General features: G+C 41.2%; 21 protein-coding genes. 20 read left to right on the forward strand and 1 reads right to left on the reverse strand.

The genetic code is table 11. The features are described from left to right. Positions 1–13 precede the first annotated feature (13 nt). Positions 14–667, reverse strand: a complete 654-nt coding sequence (locus PNIG_RS18705; protein WP_089369237.1) for a DUF6058 family natural product biosynthesis protein — start codon at positions 665–667, stop codon at positions 14–16. Positions 668–839: 172 nt separating this feature from the next. On the opposite strand from PNIG_RS18705, the gene dapA reads away from it, so the two are divergent. The 20 genes from dapA (at position 840) to PNIG_RS18805 (ending at position 18,162) form a co-directional block, all read left to right on the forward strand. Continuing rightward, entirely contained in the window at positions 840–1,757 is a 918-nt protein-coding gene (dapA, locus tag PNIG_RS18710) for a 4-hydroxy-tetrahydrodipicolinate synthase (RefSeq protein WP_089369238.1), read from the forward strand. 117 nt (positions 1,758–1,874) lie between these two features. Next, positions 1,875–2,588: a beta-ketoacyl synthase chain length factor gene (locus tag PNIG_RS18715; protein WP_089369239.1), complete on the forward strand. Its 714-nt coding sequence runs from the start codon at positions 1,875–1,877 to the stop codon at positions 2,586–2,588. Further along, positions 2,581–3,366, forward strand: a complete 786-nt coding sequence (locus tag PNIG_RS18720) for a lysophospholipid acyltransferase family protein (protein ID WP_089369240.1) — start codon at positions 2,581–2,583, stop codon at positions 3,364–3,366. The genes PNIG_RS18715 and PNIG_RS18720 overlap by 8 nt, the downstream gene beginning before the upstream one ends. Next, positions 3,363–3,620, forward strand: coding sequence for a phosphopantetheine-binding protein (locus PNIG_RS18725; protein ID WP_011330019.1), 258 nt, complete (start codon positions 3,363–3,365; stop codon positions 3,618–3,620). The genes PNIG_RS18720 and PNIG_RS18725 overlap by 4 nt, the downstream gene beginning before the upstream one ends. Positions 3,621–3,645: 25 nt before the next feature. Beyond that, on the forward strand, positions 3,646–3,891 hold the full coding sequence (locus tag PNIG_RS18730; RefSeq protein ID WP_011330020.1) for an acyl carrier protein: 246 nt from the start codon (positions 3,646–3,648) through the stop codon (positions 3,889–3,891). Positions 3,892–3,895: 4 nt separating this feature from the next. Further along, positions 3,896–4,462: a COG4648 family protein gene (locus tag PNIG_RS18735; protein ID WP_086995804.1), complete on the forward strand. Its 567-nt coding sequence runs from the start codon at positions 3,896–3,898 to the stop codon at positions 4,460–4,462. Next, positions 4,455–5,834 (forward strand): AMP-binding protein, encoded by a 1,380-nt coding sequence (locus PNIG_RS18740; protein ID WP_089369241.1) that lies wholly within the window; start codon positions 4,455–4,457, stop codon positions 5,832–5,834. Before PNIG_RS18735 ends, PNIG_RS18740 begins: the two co-directional genes overlap by 8 nt. Then, positions 5,818–6,177 carry an ApeI family dehydratase gene (locus tag PNIG_RS18745; RefSeq protein ID WP_011330023.1) on the forward strand — a complete coding sequence of 120 codons (360 nt, stop codon included), beginning with the start codon at positions 5,818–5,820 and terminating at the stop codon, positions 6,175–6,177. Before PNIG_RS18740 ends, PNIG_RS18745 begins: the two co-directional genes overlap by 17 nt. After that, entirely contained in the window at positions 6,178–6,927 is a 750-nt protein-coding gene (locus PNIG_RS18750; protein ID WP_089369242.1) for a glycosyltransferase family 2 protein, read from the forward strand. Next, positions 6,917–7,876 carry an LpxL/LpxP family acyltransferase gene (locus tag PNIG_RS18755; protein WP_089369243.1) on the forward strand — a complete coding sequence of 320 codons (960 nt, stop codon included), beginning with the start codon at positions 6,917–6,919 and terminating at the stop codon, positions 7,874–7,876. The genes PNIG_RS18750 and PNIG_RS18755 overlap by 11 nt, the downstream gene beginning before the upstream one ends. Before the next feature lie 2 nt (positions 7,877–7,878). Beyond that, positions 7,879–9,423 carry an HAL/PAL/TAL family ammonia-lyase gene (locus tag PNIG_RS18760; protein WP_089369244.1) on the forward strand — a complete coding sequence of 515 codons (1,545 nt, stop codon included), beginning with the start codon at positions 7,879–7,881 and terminating at the stop codon, positions 9,421–9,423. Beyond that, positions 9,416–9,844, forward strand: a complete 429-nt coding sequence (locus PNIG_RS18765; RefSeq protein WP_089369245.1) for an acyl-CoA thioesterase — start codon at positions 9,416–9,418, stop codon at positions 9,842–9,844. The genes PNIG_RS18760 and PNIG_RS18765 overlap by 8 nt, the downstream gene beginning before the upstream one ends. Positions 9,845–9,865: 21 nt before the next feature. Continuing rightward, positions 9,866–10,405 (forward strand): outer membrane lipoprotein carrier protein LolA, encoded by a 540-nt coding sequence (locus PNIG_RS18770; protein ID WP_089369246.1) that lies wholly within the window; start codon positions 9,866–9,868, stop codon positions 10,403–10,405. Between the two features lie 40 nt (positions 10,406–10,445). Continuing rightward, complete coding sequence (locus tag PNIG_RS18775) at positions 10,446–12,707, forward strand: MMPL family transporter (RefSeq protein WP_089369247.1); 2,262 nt, start codon at positions 10,446–10,448, stop codon at positions 12,705–12,707. 1 nt (position 12,708) lies between these two features. Then, the gene (locus PNIG_RS18780; protein ID WP_089369248.1) at positions 12,709–13,989 is read left to right on the forward strand and encodes an NAD(P)/FAD-dependent oxidoreductase; all 1,281 of its coding nucleotides are present in this window, start codon (positions 12,709–12,711) and stop codon (positions 13,987–13,989) included. Positions 13,990–14,018: 29 nt separating this feature from the next. Further along, positions 14,019–14,579, forward strand: a complete 561-nt coding sequence (locus PNIG_RS18785; RefSeq protein ID WP_089369249.1) for a DUF3261 domain-containing protein — start codon at positions 14,019–14,021, stop codon at positions 14,577–14,579. Continuing rightward, complete coding sequence (locus PNIG_RS18790) at positions 14,576–15,748, forward strand: beta-ketoacyl-ACP synthase (protein WP_089369250.1); 1,173 nt, start codon at positions 14,576–14,578, stop codon at positions 15,746–15,748. Before PNIG_RS18785 ends, PNIG_RS18790 begins: the two co-directional genes overlap by 4 nt. Continuing rightward, entirely contained in the window at positions 15,741–16,211 is a 471-nt protein-coding gene (locus PNIG_RS18795; RefSeq protein WP_167376947.1) for a hotdog family protein, read from the forward strand. Before PNIG_RS18790 ends, PNIG_RS18795 begins: the two co-directional genes overlap by 8 nt. Beyond that, entirely contained in the window at positions 16,208–16,933 is a 726-nt protein-coding gene (gene fabG / locus PNIG_RS18800; protein ID WP_089369251.1) for a 3-ketoacyl-ACP reductase FabG2, read from the forward strand. The genes PNIG_RS18795 and fabG overlap by 4 nt, the downstream gene beginning before the upstream one ends. Next, on the forward strand, positions 16,933–18,162 hold the full coding sequence (locus PNIG_RS18805; RefSeq protein ID WP_089369252.1) for a beta-ketoacyl-ACP synthase: 1,230 nt from the start codon (positions 16,933–16,935) through the stop codon (positions 18,160–18,162). The genes fabG and PNIG_RS18805 overlap by 1 nt, the downstream gene beginning before the upstream one ends. The last annotated feature ends 20 nt before the right edge of the window (positions 18,163–18,182 follow it).

Below are 18,182 nucleotides of genomic sequence, written 5' to 3' on the forward strand. Positions count from 1 at the left end.
CTAGTTTGTATTATTACTTTATCGACAAATCGTATTTTAAAATAAGGGTATCTATATAGCGGGTTCTAAGTGTGTGTTGCTTTTCGTGATCGGCACCATGGCTCAAAGCTCGGTTTAGTAATTTTATAGCGGGGTGCAATTTTGCCCGCTCATCTTGATCTAACCCCGCTTTACTGCGTAATTCGGTTATGTCATCAACCACCAGGCGGCCTATATCAACAGCCACTATTTCGTCTATTAAGCCATTTTGAGTAAGCACGCCATATTTGCTGCATAAAAATTGCTGCCATACTTGTTGTACATGCTCTTCTATTTCGCAACCAAATAGTTCTTCGTTAAATTCAAACCCTTGCTGAGCAAGTTTAGTTAAGCTGGCGGTATATTGCCGGGCAAAGTAATTAAATGCCTGGCTGGATGAATCAATTTTTTGTTTTATTAGCCCTTGCCCCCAGTTTACACAACCTCGCGGGTAATAATCGTCGTACTCTTCGCATTCGTATAAACCCGAATATGAGCTACAACTTAGTTGGTTTTTAATACAATAACTAGGCTTAGGAAATACACTTTGCTGTTGCCAATGCTCAAGCTTATCTGCATCAATATTGAGTGCCTGGCATAGCTCGTCGGTATGATAAAAATGGGTTGTTAAGTACTGAGATAAACGCATAAAAGCTCGCCTAATATTAAAAATACAAACACTGTTTATATATACAGCTGTTCATTTTGTATTATCAAACTTAATATTACAAGCCATTTTATTACAAAATATGCGTTTACAGCTGCAAAAGCACACATAAATATGGTACAAATAGCGCAAGTTTTATAAAGAATGATTTTTTATGCGCAGCCTAGAACAAATTAAACAAGCAAGTCTTATTACAGCAATTAAAACACCTTATTTATCGAGTGGCGAAATTGACCTTGCAACATACGATCGCCTTGTCGAGTTACAAATAGCAGCTGGGGTTGATGGTATCGTTGTGGGCGGCACTACCGGCGAAGGCCAGTTAATGAACTGGGAAGAGCACTTAATGCTCATAGCCCATAGCGTAAATAAGTTTAGCAGTAAGCTAGTAATTGTAGGCAACACGGGCAGTAATAATACCCGAGAAGCGATTAAAGCCACTAAATATGGTTTTGCCAGTGGTATGGATGCTGCTTTGCAAATTAACCCTTATTATGGGCGCACCTCTATTGCAGGTGTAAAAGAGCATTTAAAGCGTGTTCTTGATATTGGCCCTGCATTTATTTACAACGTAGCGGGGCGTACAGGGCAAGATTTAACGCCTGATATTATTGAACCACTAGCAAAGCACGAGCATTTTATTGGTGTTAAAGAGTGTGGTGGTAACGAACGTATAGCTCATTATGAGAAGCAAGGCATAGCGTGTTGGTCGGGTAATGATGATGAAAGCCACGATGCTCGTCATATTCATGGCGCACATGGGGTTATTTCGGTCAGCTCTAATCTTATGCCAGAATTGTTTCGCCAGTTAATGGACGCGCCAAATGCTGCGCTAAATACGTCATTACAACCATTAATAAATTGGTTGTTTTGCGAGCCAAACCCAATTGCGATTAATACTGCACTTATGATGACTGAGGCAGTTAAACCGGTATTTAGATTACCATATTTACCCCTTAACGACGCGCAGCAACAGCAAGGTGAAAAGTTGATTAATCAGCTAAGCGCAAGTGATGTTGTTGGTGGCCATGCTCGCTGCATAAATGAACAAGAATTCTTTTTAATATCATAGAATTATTAGCCAGCGCTGAATGAAAATTCAGCGCTGGCTTTTTTTATTGTTTATTTTACTTTTTTTGTTAAAAAATGTAAGATCCTGCGTCCTATCATTAACTAAATATGTATATTTGTGAAATTTGTTGTTGAACAACTCGATACATGGATCCAGCCAGAACAGCGACAAATAGAAAGCGATCATTGGTATGATAACTCGCCTATAACGCTTGATTGGGTTGCACCTATGCAACGCCGGCGTATGACTCGTTTTAGCAAAATGGTATTACACAGTGCTCAGCAAGTAAGTAGCGCTGATCAGTATACTAATTTATCGGCGGTGTTCTCATCGCGCCACGGGGACTTTCATAAAACAGCCAATTTATTAGTTGATATAGTTAATCAGCAACCATTATCGCCCACAGGTTTTGGCCTGAGTGTGCATAATGCCGCAGCCGGACTTTTTAGTATTATAAAAAGTAATACCTGTGCAATGAATGCTATTGCAGCAGGGGCTGAGAGTTTTATGTGTGCAATTGTAGAGGCCTACATTCGCCTTGTTGATAGCAATGAGCCGTACATGTTAGTAGTCCATAGCGATGAAATCCTCCCCGATATATATAACCAATTTGCTGACGAGCTACAAATTACTCATTCCATTGCTATGATAGTGCGCCTTGCTCAAGCAAATGAGCCGTGCTTTAGTTTAAATAAAGTACTTAACCCTGCTGCAAAAAATAGTAACTTACCAATGAGCCTGCAAGGTGCTAAAGCCCTACACGATAAAAAAAGTGCGATATTAACCCACACTACATTGGCTCATCATTGGCAACTTACCTACCATGATTAAACACATTATAAAAATAACAGGGCTTTGTTGGCGTGTGCTTGCAACCGGTGTTTGTTTTAGCGTGTTTGGCATAGGTGGTTTAGTACTGACATTAGTGGTTTTTCCGCTGCAAAACGTATTAGAAGCAGATGTAAACACCCGTAAAAACAGAGCAAGAGCGACAGTACATTACTGTTTTAAATTTTTTGTTGGATTAATGCATTACACAGGCGTTATTCGTTTTAATATTAAAGACAAAACCCAGCTTGCTAATTTAAACGGAAAATTAGTACTTGCCAATCACCCCTCTTTAATTGATGTGGTTGTGCTTATATCTGTGATTAAAAATGCAGATTGCGTAGTAAAAGCCCATTTATTTAAAAACCCCTTTATGCGCGGTGTAATTAAAAGTACTGGTTATATAAGTAACGAAGATCCAGAAGGTTTATTACGTGAATGTGAGCGCAGTATAAGCAAAGGAAATAACTTAATAGTTTTTCCTGAAGGCACACGTTCACAGCCCCATACTGCACTTAAGTTTAAACGAGGAGCGGCCAATATAGCACTTAGATGTAATGTGCCAATCGCTACAGTATTAATAAAAATGCAGCCTAATACCTTAACCAAGGGTACTCCTTGGTATAAAGTAGCGCCTTATCAAGCGCACTTTAGCTTGCAGCTGGCCAGCAAGCAGTTTAACAGTAACCTGCCTTATGTTAGTGACACACCCGCTATACAATCTCGGCATTTAACTAACAGCTTACAACATTATTTTACAGAAGAACTGAGCAATTTATGACTGAATTAAAAGTACAAATTAAACAATTAATTATATCCAGCCTTGATCTAGAAGATATGACAACTGCAGACATTGCTGATGATGAAGCATTATTTGTTGATGGTTTAGGGCTCGATAGCATAGATGCACTAGAACTTGGTTTGGCAATAAAAAAACAATTTGATGTGAAAATAGATGCCAATTCAGAGCAAACAAAAGCGCACTTTGCCTCGGTGAATTCTTTAGCACACTTTATAGAACAAGCACGTTCTTAAATTATAAAAATATATAGGAATAACAATGAAAACCGCTGCTGAAATTTATGATGTATTACACGGCATTTTAGAAAACGATTTTGAGATAGACCCAGCCGACATAAACCTAGACGCCAACTTATATCAAGACCTTGATTTAGACAGCATTGACGCTGTTGACTTGGTAGTAAAACTAAGAGAAATCACCGGTAAAAAAATTGATCCTGATGCATTTAAGCAAGTACGTACTGTGCAAAATGTAGTTAGCGAAATAGAAAAGCTCGTTAACTAAATAAATGCTTAAAGCCTTGTTAACCACCCTTATTATGCTTTGTTTGGCCTGCTACCCAGTTATTGTGTATGTGGGCCTGACGCAGTTTAATAGCCAACTGCTATCGATCGTATTATTATTTTTGCTTGCACTACGCTTGTGGTTAAGCAAAGCATTATTTGACAAAATGCCGTGGTTAAAGCCAGCGACATTTTTAGCTGTGATAGCAATCGTATTGTCAAAAGTGTTCGACAGTGATGTGGGTTTACGTTTATACCCGGTGATTATTAACACTGTGATGTTGCTCGTGTTTAGCTACTCACTTTATAAAGGGCCATCAATAATAGAAACCTTTGCCCGCATCACTGAGCCTGAGCTCGATGAGCAAGGTGTGCAATACACTAAAAAAGTAACTCAGTTGTGGTGCGTTTTTTTTATAGTTAATGGTGGTATTGCCTTATATACCAGCCTGTTTGCTAGTTTGGCAGTGTGGGCTTTTTATAATGGTGTGATTGCTTATGTAGCTATGGGCGTGTTGTTTGCCTTAGAGTGGCTAGTCAGGCTAAAAGTAAAAAGGAAAGCGCGTGTTTAGTACCTTTCAAAGTAAAGTATTTCAAAGTAATAATGTTAGTGTGTGCTTTAATCATGAAAATAAGGCAGTGACACAACGCCAGTTTGTTAGCGATGTTAATCGGCTATTAGCTAAGTATTCACCGGGCACAGCGCCCACATCTGTGGTGTTATATAGCACTAACACTTATAAGTTTGCGGTGAGTTTAATGGCACTCACCTTGCGCGGTTGCACGGTTATACTGCCACCTAATGGTCAACCCGAAACACTCAAAGCCTTACTACAGCAAACGCCTTGTTTTTTAGGTGACTCAGAGCTTGTTGAACCACTGGGTATTGACTTTATCAATATAGAAAACTTGCCTGAACAGCCTGGCTTTTTTCCTTTAGCGCAACTTGTTTGGCCCAAAGAAGGGAACTTGGTGTTTTACACCTCGGGATCAACAGGTAAAGCTAAGCCAATTGTAAAGTCGTGGCAAACAATTAACAAAGAGCTGAGCATTTTATCAAGCAGTTATGCGTTAAAATGTATGCCAATGTTTATTGCTAGCGTATCGCATCAGCATATTTACGGGCTGCTATTTAGGTTGTTATGGCCACTTAGTACCGGACATGTCGTTGATACCGATTTACTACACTACCCAGAGCATATAGCCGCCAAGCTCAAGGACGCTAAACAAGTAGTGTTAATTTCTAGCCCCGCACAGCTAAAACGATTACGCGCAGACAACGTATTAATTGAACAAAAATCTCACTTACAATGGATATTTTCATCTGGTGGGCCGCTGGCAAACGAAGATGCAGTATCGCTATTCAGTCAGTTAAATAAACCAATAACACAAGTGTTTGGCAGTACCGAAACCGGTGGTATAGCGTATCGACAAGTTACCTCGCTTGAAAACGTGAGCTCATGGCAGCCGTTTTCAGGTATAAAAATGAGTGTTGGCACAGACGATAGACTCCTTTTAAATTCACCGTTAGTGAACCACAAAGATTACCCGCTTGACGATAGAGGTTTGGTGCTTAAAAGTGGTCAATTTAAACTACTTGGTCGATTAGACCGAATTATAAAATTAGAAGAAAAACGCCTCAGTTTGGATGAACTAGAATACCACCTAGCAAGCAGTGAGTGGGTAAACGACGTTAAAGTAATTGTATTACCTGGGGCAAGGCAAGTAATAGGTGCGGTAGTTGTGCTTAGCCAGCAAGGGGTAAAATATTTACAAAGTGAAAGTAAATTAGCCACTAATAAGCTTTTAAAAGAGCATGCACTAACGCGTTTTGAGCGCATTTGTACGCCTAAAAAGTGGCGTTTTATAGAGCAGTTACCTTATAACAGCCAAGCAAAATTAAACTTAAAAGCATTGGAGCACCTTTTTGACAAAGTTGATTAAAACGCAGCCGCAACTACTTAAATGTGAGCAAACCGAGCAAGGTTATCAATTAAGTTTATTTGTGCCCAAGGATTTAGATTACTTTAATGGCCATTTTAAAGACGGCCCTATTTTAGCAGGCGTAGTGCAGCTAGATTGGGCGGTTGCTGCAATTTGTAAGCAGTATAATATTCAATTAGCGGTAAAGAATGTCGAAGTGCTAAAGTTTCAGGTGGTGATTACGCCGGGCCTTACTATGGTATTAGCCATAGAGCAAAAAGCGCTTAATAAGTATGTGTTTTCTTATCGCTCGGCTAAGGGGCAACATGCATCTGGGAGGATTGTTTTTGAAAGTGTTGTTTAAATGAATAAGTTTTGTATTGTGATTCCAAACTACAATCATACCTCAGTGATAGCGGAGGTATTAACCAGCCTTGCTGAATATAACTTACCAATTATTATGGTTGATGATGCAAGCAATGATGCAGCTAAAGCAGTGTTTTCTGCACTTGCACAGCAGCATCCGTTACTTACCATTGTTACCCATGAGCACAACCAAGGTAAAGGTGGGGCGGTACAAAGCGGTTTGCATTATGCGTATCAGCAAGGGTATTCCCATGCTATTCAAGTTGATGCCGACGGCCAGCATAATTTGGCCGATTTAGTGCAGCTTTTGCGCCTGTCAAACGCAAATCCACAGGCATTAGTAAGCTGTTGCCCAATATACGACGCTTCAGTGCCTAAGCATCGCTATTTAGCTCGATACTTAACCCATGTGTGGGTATGGATTGAAACCCTTAGTTTTGAAATTGTTGACTCTATGTGTGGCTTTAGAGTGTATCCGCTGGGAGCCTGCGAAAAACTGTTAAAAGAAGTTAAGCTGGGCAAGCGGATGGACTTTGATCCTGAAATATTAGTGCGTTTATATTGGCGTAATGTGCCGTTTATATTTTTACCTAGCCAAGTGATCTATCCAGAAAATGGGCTTTCTCACTTTCAGCCATTGCACGACAACGTGCGTATATCTTGGCTACATACGCGATTATTTTTTGGTATGTTAGTGCGCTCGCCTTGGCTTATAGCACACAAATTAAAGAGACGTTATGGCCGTTAAACATTGGTCTAAAATGCAAGAACGCGGTAATTATTTAGGCATTCAAACTCTGCTATTTACACATAAAATACTGGGTCGCAAAGGGCTGTGGCTAATTTTGTTTCCTGTGGTGGTGTATCTCTTTATTACCGGTAGGATTGCCCGTGCTGCTTCAAAACAGTTTTTACAGCAAGTTAATTTGTACACCGGCACTGGGCAAAGCGTGACACTTAGGCAGCAACTAAAACACTTTTGTAGTTTTGCCGACAGCGCCTTTGATAAAATAGATGGTTGGCTTGGGCGTATTAGCTTAAGTGATATTGAATATACTAACGAGCATTTATTTAGCCAGTTAAATGAGCAACGCCAAGGAGCTATTTTTATTGGCTCGCATTTGGGTAATTTAGAAGTGTGTCGAGCGCTTAGCCAACATCGCAGTGGCAAAGTTATTAACGTGCTGGTGTTTACTCACCATGCAGTTGAATTTAATAAAATGCTGAAGAAAATTAACCCCAACGTAGCGGTTAACTTAATTCAAGTAACTGACTTAGGCCCAGGTTTAGCTATTTTATTGAAAGAAAAAATTGAGCAAGGCGAAATTATTGTTATTGTTGGCGATCGCACCAGTACCACCACTGCCGCGCGCTCTGTACAAGTGCCTTTTTTAGACAAGCCAGCCCCGTTTTCTCAAGGACCTTTTATTTTAGCGGCATTACTTGATTGCCCAGTTTATTTTTTGTTTTGTTTAAAAGATCAACAAAGCAGTAAGTACCACGTAATATTTGAGCAATACAGCAATAGCTTAAAAATGCCACGCACCCAACGACACGCAATTTTAAACCAAGTTATTACAGACTATGCGCAGCGTTTAGGTCACTATGCGGCGCAATATCCTTATCAATGGTTTAATTTTTACGATTTTTGGCAAAATGATCAGCAAGTCGCCCGCGATCAAGCAAAGGAGAAATAGAAGTGCCAGTTCAAAACACACAGCTTTTTGGTCAGCAGCGATTATCAATCGAAAACATTGTTGATATTGCACATAACCACACCCAAGTGCAAATTAGTGGTTGCAGCGAATTTAGTAGCAAAATTAATAGTGCGCTGAGTTTTTTAGATACATTATTAAAAGAAGACGGCGTTATTTACGGTGTAACTACCGGTTATGGTGACTCAGTAACCGTAGCAGTACCATTAAGTTTAGTAGATGAACTACCCCTACATTTAACGCGATTTCATGGATGTGGACTAGGCGACGTATTTAATAAAGTACAAGGACGAGCAATTTTAGCCACGCGGCTTACGTCTTTATCGCAAGGCTACTCGGGTATTAGCTGGGAAATGCTGAATTTACTGCGCGACTACTTAAATCACGATATTGTACCGGTTATTCCTCAAGAGGGATCGGTAGGTGCCAGTGGCGACTTAACGCCATTATCTTATGTTGCTGGTGCTATGATAGGCGAGCGCGACGTATATTATAAAGACACCGTACGTAATAGCTTAGCGGTAATGCAAGAAGTGGGTTTAACGCCGCTCGTGCTGCGCCCAAAAGAAGGCCTTGCAATAATGAATGGCACCGCGGTAATGACTGCATTAGCCTGCTTAGCCTTCGACAGAGCCAATTATTTAGCCAAATTAGCCAGTCGTATTACCGCCATTGCTAGCTTAGCGCTCAAAGGAAATAGCCATCATTTTGATGAAATTTTATTTTCGGTAAAACCTCACCCAGGGCAGCAGCAAATAGCACGTTGGATCAGAGATGATTTAAATCATCACGACCATCCACGTAATGCCGACCGCCTGCAAGATCGCTACTCAATTCGCTGTGCACCGCATGTTATTGGTGTGCTGCAAGACAGCTTGCCGTTTTTTAGGCAAATGATCGAAAACGAATTAAACTCAGCCAACGACAACCCAATTATTGATGGCGAAGGGGAGCATGTACTGCACGGCGGGCATTTTTATGGCGGCCACATTGCCATGGCAATGGACAGCATGAAAACCGCAGTAGCTAACTTAGCTGATTTAGCCGATCGACAAATAGCCTCATTGGTTGATACTAAATATAACAATGGTTTGGCGTCTAATTTATCCGACAGTGCCCCTGAGCGTCGTTATATAAATCATGGTTTTAAAGCGGTACAAATTGGTGCCAGTGCTTATACTGCTGAGGCATTAAAATTAACTATGCCTGCCAGTGTATTTTCGCGCTCTACCGAGTGTCACAATCAAGACAAAGTAAGTATGGGTACCATAGCCTCGCGCGATTGTTTACGTATTTTACAGCTTACCGAGCAAGTGATGGCCAGTACCTTATTAGCCGCTATTCAAGGGTTAAGGCTGCGAATTAAACAAGGCGAATTAGAATTTACGAGTTTAACTGACGATATGCAGCATATGTATAGCGATATAACAGGTTACTTTGAAAACCTGACCGAAGACAGACCAATGGAAGCGGTGCTAAGACAAACTATTAGCTATATTCAAAGCAAACGCTGGGCGCTTTATGAATAATAAAGGCGCATTATTTTCGCACAGCGTAGAAATAGAAATCCCTTTTCATGATTGCGATCCAATGAATGTAGTGTGGCATGGTAATTACCCACGCTATTTAGAAATTGCTCGTTGTGAGTTACTCAGAATATTTGACTACGACTACCTGCAAATGAAAGACTCTGGATTTGCGTGGCCCATTGTTGATATGCAAATTAAATACGTAGCATCAGCTGTATTTACACAAAAAATTAAAGTGGCAGCGTATTTAAAAGAGTATGAAAACCGCTTACGTATTGATTATGTTATTACCGATGCAATCAGTAATAAGCGCATTACCAAGGCGTCCACTACACAAGTGGCGGTAGAAATTAGCTCCAAAGAAATGCAATTTGTTTCACCCCCAATACTTTATGAAAAACTAGCCCCTTTTTTAAAGTAGCTGGCAATTAAAGGAGAAGGAATGACAATGTTTAAATTATTTATAACCAGCGTATTGCTGCTATTTTGTAGTGCATTGCAAGCAAACACTGTATCGCAGGTAAATACCACATTAAAGGCTGATATAGTAACGGGTGAGTTTAAACAATATAAACAACTTGCTGGTTTTGCATCGCCGTTCGTCTCCTCTGGAGTGTTTTCTCTAAATGCCAAAAAGCTAGTATGGCAAGTAGAACAACCGGTAAGAAGCGCATTGATTGTAGAAAATGGCCAGGTATTGGTTGAAAATGCTAAAGGGGAGTTTGTACCACAGCCAGGCAGTGAGCAGTTTGTAGGGCTTTTAACTGACTTACTCAGTGTAGATATGAGCGCCCTTGCAACACGCTTTAGTATAAAAGCGCAAAACAATTGCCTGCAACTAACCCCAAAAGAAGCGTTGTTACAGCAATTATTTAGCCACTTTACTTTGTGTGAAAGTGATAAAACGGTACACAGCATCATCCTTTATGAGCATTCAGGTAGTAAAACAACTATTGAGTTTAGTTACCCTGAGCAGCCTTAACGGCTCAATCGTTTAAATAGTTAATTAATGGAATAGTGGATTGAAGAAACGAATTGGCATTGTTTTTATTTGGTTTAGTGGTTTAATTTTGCTTTTAACCAGTATATTTTGGCTGACTAAACCTACATTTAGTGCTGATATGTTTAGTTTGCTGCCAAAATCGCATTCTCAATTAGCTTATGGCGAACAGCTGTTTTTTGAAAAAAATGCCCACCGTGTGGTGTTTTCATTTGCTGGTGAACAAAAAAATAACGCCCACGATGAATTTAACAATTGGCTTGAGCAGCAAGATATAACAAGCACATTTAATTTTCCCTCTATAAACGCTTTAACAACCACATTTGCGCCTTATAAATATGCACTATTAAGTAAGCCCTATAAGCAAAAAATAGCAGACAAAGCCAGCTTTGAGCAGTTTTACCTGCAGCAATTAAATCAGTTAGGATCGCCATTTGTTAGTGCTACATTAAGTACTGATATTAGTTTAAGTTTAGCTGGCTTTATTAGCGAAAACTTAAGCCAAAGCCAAGTTTTTACTATTAAACAAAACCGCCTCACTCGCCAGTATGAGGGAGTTGAATATGCAATGCTTTTTGCCACACTGCCAGAGCCAAACTTGAGCATTAATAATGCAATTAGCTTAGCTGCTAAAATTAAAACGCAAATAAACACCCTAAGTAAAGCGTACCCAAATACCACTATTTCCTATTCAGGGGTGCTGTTTCATACGGCTGAAAATGCCCAACAAGCAAAATACGAAATGAGTTTGTTTGGTGGTATTAGCCTAATGGCACTAATGGTTATGGTGTTTTGGGTATTTAGAGCGATTAGCAGTATTTTATTAGCGAGCTTTACAGTGCTTAGCGCATTAATGGGCGGCGCTATTGCTATGTTATTGGTGTTTAACAGCATTCATTTATTAACCTTGGTATTTGCCGTAACCTTAATAGGTATTGCTATTGATTACGCCTTTCATGGCATGACCGATTTAGCCAAAGCAGCAAATGAAACTGCACAGCAAGCCTCTTCTAACGGCTATAGCAAAGGGGTGAAATCAGCGTTATTACTCTCTTTTATTACGACCGCATTAGGCTACAGCTGCTTATTAGGTGCGCCGTTAACTTTATTAGCGCAAGTGGCAGTGTTTGTTATAGCGGGCTTATTTAGTGCATGGCTGTTTACTGTGTTAATTTTACCATTTTGGCAGCAAACACTGCGTGTATCGACATCAAGTTTATTACTCAGTAAAAAAATAACGCGGGTGTTTTTGTACTGTAATAAAATAAAAAAACCACTGTTTATTGCGCTAAGTATAGTGCTTGCAAGCTTATTGGTATTAAAACCGATTGAGTTTAATGATGATATTAGATTGCTTAATGCCAGCTCTGAGCAGCTAATGGCAAGTGAAAAAAAACACTTAACTTTACTAGATCAATGGCGCAGCCATATAGTATTTATTATTGGCGACAATGCACAACACGTGTTACAAAAACAACAGCGGTTAGTTAGCGATTTAACCGCGAGTAACCCGCATATTAAACACAATGCCATTAACCGATGGCTGCCTAGTATTGAGCAGCAAAAAAATAATTTAGCGGTGTTTAATCAAGCTAAAAAAAGTGGTGTATTTGCACTCACCGAGCAATTAACTGGGCGGCAATTAAGTAGCGGGCCCGCGCAATTTATTACCTATAACGCATTATTAAATAGCGAATTTAAACCCTTATTGTTAGCGCAAATGCATGTTGAGCCGCAGCAAGCCATAACCTGGATGACAATTAGCAATATTAATACACAGAGCTTAAGCGCCGCGCTTTTAAAAGATGATGGCTTATTGCTATATAATAAACCGCAGCAAATTAGTGCGTTATTAAGCGATTACCGAGCATACTTATTGTTAAGTTTAGTGCTTGCAGGGGCCATTAGTTGGTTACTTTTTAGTTGGCGTTTTGGCGTAAAAATTGCCACTTTACAACTGTTAAGCTTGTTATTAGTGGTTGTTAGCATGCTGTGGGTGTGTAATGCAATTCAAGGCAGCCTGTCGTTATTTAATATGTTGGGCGCGTTGCTAGTGGTAGCCTTAGCTATTGACTACCTTGTTTTTTATCAAATAAATAAGTTACAGCCAAAAAATATATTGGCAATTAGTTTATCTGCAGCGTCTTCTATGTGGGTGTTTGGTATGTTAAGTGCCTCAAGCACCCCTGCTATTTTTAGTTTTGGACTTACCGTAATGGTAGGGATTTTAGCGGTATATATTTTATCGCCGCTGAGTGTATTACCCTCGCAAAAGGAAGGATAAAGTGAATAACCCTGAGCAGTTTGATGTTGTTGTAATTGGTGCGGGCCCCTCTGGCGCACTTGCAAGTAGCCTTTTAGTGCAAAAAGGCTGGCGAGTATTAGTACTTGAGCAACAGATTTTTCCGCGCTTTACTATAGGTGAGAGCTTGTTACCGCAATGTATGGAGTATTTGGCCGACGCTAATTTAGTCGCTCCATTGCATGAACACGCTGCTAGTTTGGGGTTTCAGTTTAAAAACGGCGCTGCGTTTCATCGATCGGGTGAAAATACCGCGATTAATTTTACCGAAAAATCATCACCAGGGCCAGGTACTACTTATCAAGTGAAAAGAGGGCTGTTTGATAAATTACTAGCCGATAATGCACAGCTGCAAGGGGCTGTTATTCGTTATCAGCACAGTGTTAAAGACTACAAGGTTACTGATGTTTTTGAAAACAGTTCCGATAAAAACAATACCGATAAAAATGGTGGTGCAACCTTATTAGTACACGACGCGCAGCAGCAGCCTTACCAAGTTCAAGCACGCTTTGTGTTAGATGCCAGTGGCTTTGGCCGAGTATTACCTAAACTACTAAACTTAGAGCTACCCTCTAACTTTCCGGTACGCAGTGCTTACTTTAGCCACTTTGTAGATAATATTAGCGATGAAAATTTTGATCGTAATAAAATACTCATTACCGTACACCCAGAGCATCGAGATATATGGTATTGGCTAATTCCCTTTAGTGATGGCACCGCAAGTATTGGTGTTGTAGCAGAGTCTGAGCGTTTTAATGACGATGAAGCAGAGGTAATATTAAATCGCTTTTTAGAGCAAGATCCACATTTAAAAGCACTGCTAGCTAAACGCGAATTAATTGGGCCAGCTCGCAGCATAACAGGCTACTCCTCTAATGTGAGTAAGTTGTATGGGCAGCATTTTGCGTTATTAGGCAATGCGGGAGAGTTTTTAGATCCGGTGTTTTCATCAGGAGTAACCATTGCGCTTAAGTCAGCAAGTTTAATTGCCCCTTTGGTCGATCAGTATTTAAAAGGAGAGACGATTGACTTTGAGCAACATTATGCAAAACCGCTACAAGCGGGAGTTAACTGTTTCAGAACTTTTGTTACAGGCTGGTACGATACGCGCTTTCAAGACGTCATATTTCATACAGAGCAAAACAAGCAAGTGCGAGAGATGATCAGTGCAATTTTAGCCGGATACGCATGGGACACGAGTAACCCATTTGTTGCACAAAGTGAGCGCCGCTTAAATGTGCTAGCTCAGCTGTGCCGAACCTAATATGTCGAAATTAATATGTTGAAACTAATATGCTTAAACTAATACTCCAGCGTGCGCTGATATTGCTAACCTGCATAATGCTGTCAGCCTGTGCAAGTCAGTTTAGCTCCAGTGCAGCTATTAGCATAGCGCCTGCGGCTAGCTTAAATTTAAATAGTATGGCGCCATCAATGTTTGGCCGCTCTTGGCAGCAAGTGTTATTTATTACCACTGGGCAAGAGCAGCATACCTTGTTATCGCAATTGGCGGTTAATGAGGCGGGTGGGGTTAAGCTGCTGATGATGACCAGCCAAGGCTTTCCGATTGTAGAGCTTGAAAAGCTACCCAAAGAGCCAATTAAAGCTAAAAAAATGCTTGTCGGCGTCGATATAAATCCCGCTTATGTACTGGCTGATATTGCCTTAGTCCATTGGCCTGTCGCGTTTATAAATGAGCAGCTGAGCGGCGCATTGGTGGAACAAGTAGGCACACACAGGCAGGTGCTGCAAAATCATAAAACCCTGATCACCATTGACTATAACGACGATGCAATTACGCTGCATAATATTGTTCGTGATTATAAAATAATATTTAAAAAGGTAACTCAGTGACATATTGGCTAAATAACTTAGGTATTGTTAGTGCGATGGGAGTAAGCCAGCAGGCAACGCTCGATAGCTTAAACAGTTATAACTCTGCAACGCCTATATTAACTCTAAATTCTACACTTAGCGCGCAACAACAGCCGTTATATGTTGGCCAAGTAACCTCGGTTGCGTTGGCGCAAAAAAAACGTATAAATACCTTTATTGATATGTGCTTAGCGCAACTACAAACTACTATTGAGCAGTTTTCGCATATCGATAAATCGCGTATTGCGGTGGTGTTAGGCACGAGTACTTCGGGTATTGCAGATGGTGAACGGGCTCGTGCTCATTTTGAACACACAGCGCAATGGCCCAATGACTTTCATTATTATGAACAAGAACTTGCTACCCCAGCACACTATATTGCGCAAAAACTTGATGCGCAGGGACCTTGTTATAGTATTTCTACGGCCTGTACCTCAAGCGCAAAAGCATTACTAAGCGCCCGCGCACTGCTAAAAGCTGATATGGCCGATGTTGTTATATGCGGTGGCGTTGACACCCTATGCCAACTTACTCTCAATGGTTTTGATTCGTTAGCGTCGTTAAGTACCGGAGTTTGCCAGCCGTTTTCAAGTAACCGAGATGGTATTAATATTGGTGAAGGCGCAGCATTATTTGTAATGAGTAAAGGCGTAAGCGCAATTACAGATACGGCAATTGCGCTGTACGGTGGCGGCGAAAGCTCTGATGCACATCATATTTCAGCACCCGATCCCAATGGTATGGGCGCGCAATCTGCAATGCAAAAAGCACTAAAACAAGCGCAATTAGCTGCCCATGAAATTGACTACATCAATGCACACGGTACCGCAACGCTCAAAAATGATGAAATGGAGGCACTTGCAATTAATCGTGTGTTTGGCAACAATACGCCACTGAGCTCAAGCAAGCACTTAACCGGGCATACCTTAGGAGCTGCAGGCGCAATTGAAGCCGCGCTATGCTGGCTACTTCTAAAAGGGCAAGGCCAGTATGCATTGCCCTATAACGTATTATCAACAGGCGGTAACTTGGCCGATGTAAAAGTAATAAAACAAGCATTTAAGCCCAAATTGCGTTACTGCTTGTCAAACTCATTTGCCTTTGGTGGCAATAACGCTAGTTTAGTTTTAGGTATTGCTAATGAATGAGCTGAGCCGCAATCATTACGCAATTGAGCAGTTGCTTGCCCACGACGCACCAATGATTTTAATTGACACTTTAACGCATTATAGTGCCGAGAGTGCGCGTTGCCAGGTAACGATTACACCACAAAGTGCATTTTATAACGCCGATATTGCCGGTGTACCCAGTTACATTGGGGTTGAGTACATGGCGCAGTCAATAGCTGCTTACGCAGGCGCATTAGCAAACGATGCAAATGAGTCACCTAAAATAGGTTTTTTAATTGGTACGCGTAAATATCAAACCCATCAAGCGTGTTTTAAAGTTAATAGTAACTTAACCATTAAAGTGCATAAACTGTATCAAGAAGAGTCTGGGTTGAGTGTGTTTGAATGCCAAATAAACCACGGCGATACATTAGTATGCGAAGCAAAAATTAATGTTTTTCAGCCCGAAAATCCGCTGGAATTTATAAGAGAAAATCAATGACAAAACGAGTTTTAGTTACAGGTTCAAGCCGTGGCATAGGCAGGGCTATTGCGCTTAAATTAGCATCGCAAGGGTACGACATTACAGTGCATTGTAAAAGTGGTGTGGCAGATGCACAAGCAACTTGCGCAGCAATACAGGCATTAGGCCAAGCTACTAGCTTATTACAATTTGATGTATGCGACAGAGCCGCCGCCAAAACACAAATAGAGCAAGACATAGCCCAGCATGGCGCTTATTACGCCGTGGTATGTAACGCGGGTATAACCAATGATATGGCGTTTCCGGCAATGCAAGGCGAGGACTGGGATTGCGTTATTCGTACCGGACTTGATGGCTTTTATAATGTAGTGCACCCCACGGTAATGCCTATGGTGCAAAACCGTAAAGGCGGGCGTATTGTAACTATGGCTTCTGTATCGGGTATTGCCGGTAACCGTGGGCAAGTAAATTACAGTGCGGCAAAAGCCGGTATTATTGGCGCTACTAAAGCGTTGTCGTTAGAGCTGGCTAAGCGAAAAATAACCGTAAACTGCGTTGCACCTGGGTTAATAGAAACCGCAATGACTGACGAGTTACCGGTAGACGAAATGCTAAAAATGATCCCGCTTAAGCGTATGGGCACAGTAGAGGAAGTTGCGGGTACTGTGGCATTTTTAATCTCAGATGATGCGGCCTACATTACCCGCCAAGTCATTTCAGTTAACGGCGGTATGGTGTAATGAAGCGTGTTGTAGTGACAGGTATGTCGGTGATCACCGCACTTGGCGATGAATGGTCGGTATTTAAACAAGCACTGATCAGAGGCGAAAATGCAGTGACCACTATGGCACAGTGGGACAAAGCACCAGAGCTTAATACGCGTTTAGCGGCGCCGGTTACTCATTTTGAGCGACCGAGCCATTATAAGCGTAAACAAATACGCTCAATGGGGCGAGTGGCGCTTATGTCAACACGCGCTACAGAGTGCGCGTTAGAGCAAGCCCAATTGCTTAATCATAGTAGCTTAACCGATGGTTCTACGGGGATTTCTTATGGCTCATCTATAGGCTCAACCCCGCCGTTACTCGCGTTTGCTAATATGATGGAGTCGGGCTCTATGTCTGGGGTAACAGCCACTAGTTATATTCAAATGATGGCGCATACTGCTCCAGTTAATGTTGGAGTGTTTTTTGGCTTAAAAGGGCGAGTGATCACCACAAGCTCAGCCTGTACCTCGGGCTCACAAGGTATTGGTTATGCCTATGAAGCAATAAAATTTGGTCGTCAAAAGGTGATGGTTGCTGGTGGTGCAGAGGAGTTATGCATTACCGAAGCCGCAGTATTTGATACCTTATATGCTACCAGCACAAAAAACGACACACCCACATTAACCCCTAGGCCATTTGATAAAGACCGTGATGGATTAGTGATTGGCGAAGGTGCTGGCACACTGATTTTAGAAGAGTACGAACACGCAAAGGCCCGTGGTGCCACTATACTGGCAGAAGTGGTGGGTTTTGGTTGTAATAGTGATGGTGAGCATGTTACTCAGCCTACCTCTAAAACAATGCAAATAGCGATTGAACAGGCCCTACAAGATGCTAATTTAACTGCCCAGCAAATTGGTTATGTAAGTGCGCACGGCACTTCAACCGATCGAGGCGATATAGCAGAGTCGCATGCCACTTTTAACGCTTTAGGGGCAAAACCCATTAGCTCTTTAAAAAGTTATTTAGGCCACACTTTGGGCGCATGCGGTGCTATTGAAGCGTGGGCGACGATTAATATGATGAATGATAACTGGTTTGCCCCCACAATAAACCTCACCGAGGTAGATAACGACTGCGCTCAACTTGACTACATAACAGAGCAAGGGCGAGAAATTAACACCGATTATGTAATGAGTAATAACTTTGCTTTTGGCGGTATTAATACCTCTTTAATATTTAAACGCTATAAAACAGATTAAACCATGCAAAAGTAAAGTAA

This window comes from Pseudoalteromonas nigrifaciens, from assembly GCF_002221505.1.
In the GTDB taxonomy this organism is placed as follows: Bacteria; Pseudomonadota; Gammaproteobacteria; order Enterobacterales; family Alteromonadaceae; genus Pseudoalteromonas; species Pseudoalteromonas nigrifaciens.